This window comes from Sutterella sp. KLE1602, from assembly GCF_001578585.1.
Taxonomy (GTDB): Bacteria; Pseudomonadota; Gammaproteobacteria; order Burkholderiales; family Burkholderiaceae_F; genus Sutterella; species Sutterella wadsworthensis_A.
The window spans coordinates 1-2,903 of the sequence record NZ_KQ968540.1 but is presented as its reverse complement, the minus strand read 5'-3'; the positions used below and the strand labels follow the sequence as shown (position 1 = coordinate 2,903).

3 protein-coding genes are annotated in these 2,903 nt (G+C 56.4%); all 3 read right to left on the bottom strand.

The features are described 5' to 3' along the window. Positions 1-91: 91 nt before the first annotated feature. Complete coding sequence (lptG, locus tag HMPREF3036_RS06600; protein ID WP_062332777.1) at positions 92-1,231, bottom strand: LPS export ABC transporter permease LptG; 1,140 nt, start codon at positions 1,229-1,231, stop codon at positions 92-94. Between the two features lies 1 nt (position 1,232). Beyond that, complete coding sequence (gene lptF / locus HMPREF3036_RS06595) at positions 1,233-2,363, bottom strand: LPS export ABC transporter permease LptF (protein ID WP_062332773.1); 1,131 nt, start codon at positions 2,361-2,363, stop codon at positions 1,233-1,235. Between the two features lie 304 nt (positions 2,364-2,667). Next, a partial coding sequence (locus HMPREF3036_RS12260; RefSeq protein WP_231853589.1) for a hypothetical protein occupies positions 2,668-2,903 on the bottom strand: 236 nt, incomplete at its 5' end.

Here is a 2,903-nt window from a genome sequence, read left to right as displayed (position 1 = left end):
ACCCGTTAGAACGTGCCCATGCCGAGCACACAAGCGAAAGGCCCGTAGGTTGAACTGCGGGCCTTTCGCTTTTCGAATGCTGGACCTGAAGCTATCGCCGCTCGACTAGGAACATGGCGACGGCCGCCATGATCAACATGCTCACTGTCGGCACCAGACTCACCACAATCGGCGACCAGGTGTTGAGTACGCCCAGATACGAGAAGAGGTTGTTGAGCGCGTAAAAGACAATGCCGATCATGACGCCGACGAACATCTTGATCGCCAGACCGCCGGAGCGTGCATTCATGTAGGCGAACGGCATCGACAGCGCGATCATCACGAGCGTGGCGAGCGGATAAAAGGCCTTGTTCCAGAACGCAACCTCGTAATGCTCGGACTGCTGGTTGTTCTTCTTCAGATGGCTCACGTAGCGGTCGAGGTCTCGCATGGACATCGTATCGGGCTTCACGGTCATGACACTGAGAGTGTCGGGACCCAGGGAGGAGTGAAGAAGAAGCTCGTCCGCCTTCGTCATTTCAATGCGGGATTCAAGCGGCTTGTTGTCCGCAGCATCGAAGACGGGATAGTCATAACGTACGACGTCCTTCAGGAGCCAGCCCTTGCCGGGCTCAAAGTGAGCCGACTCGGATTCGATGAAGACACGGATGCGGCCCTGCTCGTCGAATTCAAACAGACGCCAGCCTCCCGTCTCGGCCGAATCGGTCGCATTGAGATACTTCACGTTGATGTAACGGTCAATCTCAAGACCGCGCTCGCCCGTCGTCACGTCGCGCACCCAGACGCCCGAGGAATATCCGCGGGCGGTTCGGGTGGTCTGATTGTTCGAAATGGACTTCACCTCGGCCGCATAACGCGAGGCCGCCGGCGCGATGAACTCGCCGAAGGTGTAGGTAATGCCCACGAGGATGATGCCGGGAAGCATCAGGGAAAGAGCGAGCGTCACGGGCGACATGCCTGCGACGCGCAGACAGGTGAACTCGCTTGTCGCAGCCCAGCGGGACATCGTATAGACGGAGGCCAGCAGCGCAGCGAGCGGCATCACTTCGTAGATGCGGGCGGGCAGTGTGAAGGCCGTAAGCGTGAACGCCTGCATGATCGTGCGGCCGTCAGCCACGTCGTCGAGCTGGCCGACCAGATCAAAGAAGGCAAAGAGCGCAACCAGTGCGATCAGCACGAAGCCCGACGAGAAGAGAATTTCCTTGGCCAGCTGGCGGGTAATAACGCGCATCTTAGTTCTCCTTCGAAGAAATCAGGCGACGACGCCAATACCAGGGGCTGCACCAGACGGGAAGCCATCTCATCATGTAGACGCGACGAATGAAAAAGAGCGCGCAGAGCATGGCGACGAACCCGTGCAGCAGGAAAAGACCGGTCATGTAGCCGAACTTGCCCTGCTCAATCCAAGTCTGCACGACCGAAATGGCATTGAGGTAAAGAATGAACACCAGAGCGGCAATAATGATGTTGAGGCTGCGGCCTGCGCGGGGATTCGACGCAGAGAGAGGAATCGCAAACAGCGCAAGCAGGAAGGCGGCCGCAGGCCAGGAGAAGCGCCAGAAGATCTGGGCCTGTTGGTCGGGCGTCATGCCTGCAAAGAGCACTGTCATCGGCTGAGCCGAGACCTTGCCGGACTCGAGCCTCTTGTCAACCTTGATGTCAAGACGTACAGCGTACTCGTCGAACTCGACCACGCGAGTGACGGGGGTATCAAGCGCCGTTTCATGACGGCGGCCGTTGTGAAGAACGATGTAGCGGTCGCCTTCCGAATTGATTTCGACCGTACCGCGCTCGGCAGTCACCGTCGACTCGCCCTTGCTGGTTCGTTCAGCCATGAAGATGCGGCCCACTTCGTTGGGCGACTCCCCCTGGGACTCGATGAAGAAGACACGCTTGCCGCCCATCGTCTCGATGAATCGGCCTGGTGCAAGACGGTTGACTTCATCACGCTGAGCGAATTCATTGCGGGTGATTTCGGTCTGGGAGCGGGCCCACGGAGAAATGACGATGGAGAGCACGCCCACGGCCACGACAAAGGGCAGGGCGAAGCGCAGGACGGGAGGAACCCATGAAAAGAGGGAGCGGCCGCCGGAAGAGAACCACACGACCATTTCATTGTCCTGCCACCAGCGCATCATCGTCATCAGGACGGCGATGAAGAGTGAGAGCGTCAGAAGCGGAGGCAGGTTCGTCAGCGCGTTGTAGAGCACCATCTGCAGCACGGTTCCGTTGTCGATGCGACCACCGGCCGCAAGACTGAGAATGCGGACCATACCGACTGCCAGAACAATGGTGAACAGAACGGTGAAGACACCGCCGGCACTGTTGGCCAGTTCAGAAACCATGGAACGCTTAAAGATCATGGAGCAGAGATTCCGCGCAAATGTAGGTTGGGCCGACAGGAGAACGCTGCCGCCGGGACGGCACGCGGACTTCGTCAAAATATTGATTTTAGACGAATTGAAGTCGTTCGACCGAATACGCTTCAAGCAGCCAGGCTGCGCAAAGCCGTTCAAACACGAGTTTTCCACACTTAGGCCCCAGCCTGTGGACAACTATTGACAAAACGCTCCCGCGTTTACATATTTTCCATTGACAACAACAACTTAAGCGAGAAACTAGAGGATGTGCCGAAGGTTTAAAACTGTGGAAAACTTTTCGGAGAGGTCACGGTTTTGTGGATAACTGCAAATTATCCATATATTTCAACCCATTAAAAAACAGGAGCCTGAAAACGCCTGCAAACTGGTGGCGGCGAGAGCTGGCAAAAGTCACGTGTGCATAACTTATCCACACCCTCTTCATTGTGGATATTATTGGAAACTCCTTGAATTTCATATAGATGGAACAGAGGCGAACAATATACTGAAAAGCAAAAACCCCGATCTCTTTCGAAACCGGGG

Coding starts and splice junctions, on each gene's coding strand:
- lptG (WP_062332777.1), bottom strand. CDS start 1,231: ATGCGCGTTATTACCCGCCAGCTGGCCAAGGAAATTCTCTTCTCGTCG.
- lptF (WP_062332773.1), bottom strand. CDS start 2,363: ATGATCTTTAAGCGTTCCATGGTTTCTGAACTGGCCAACAGTGCCGGC.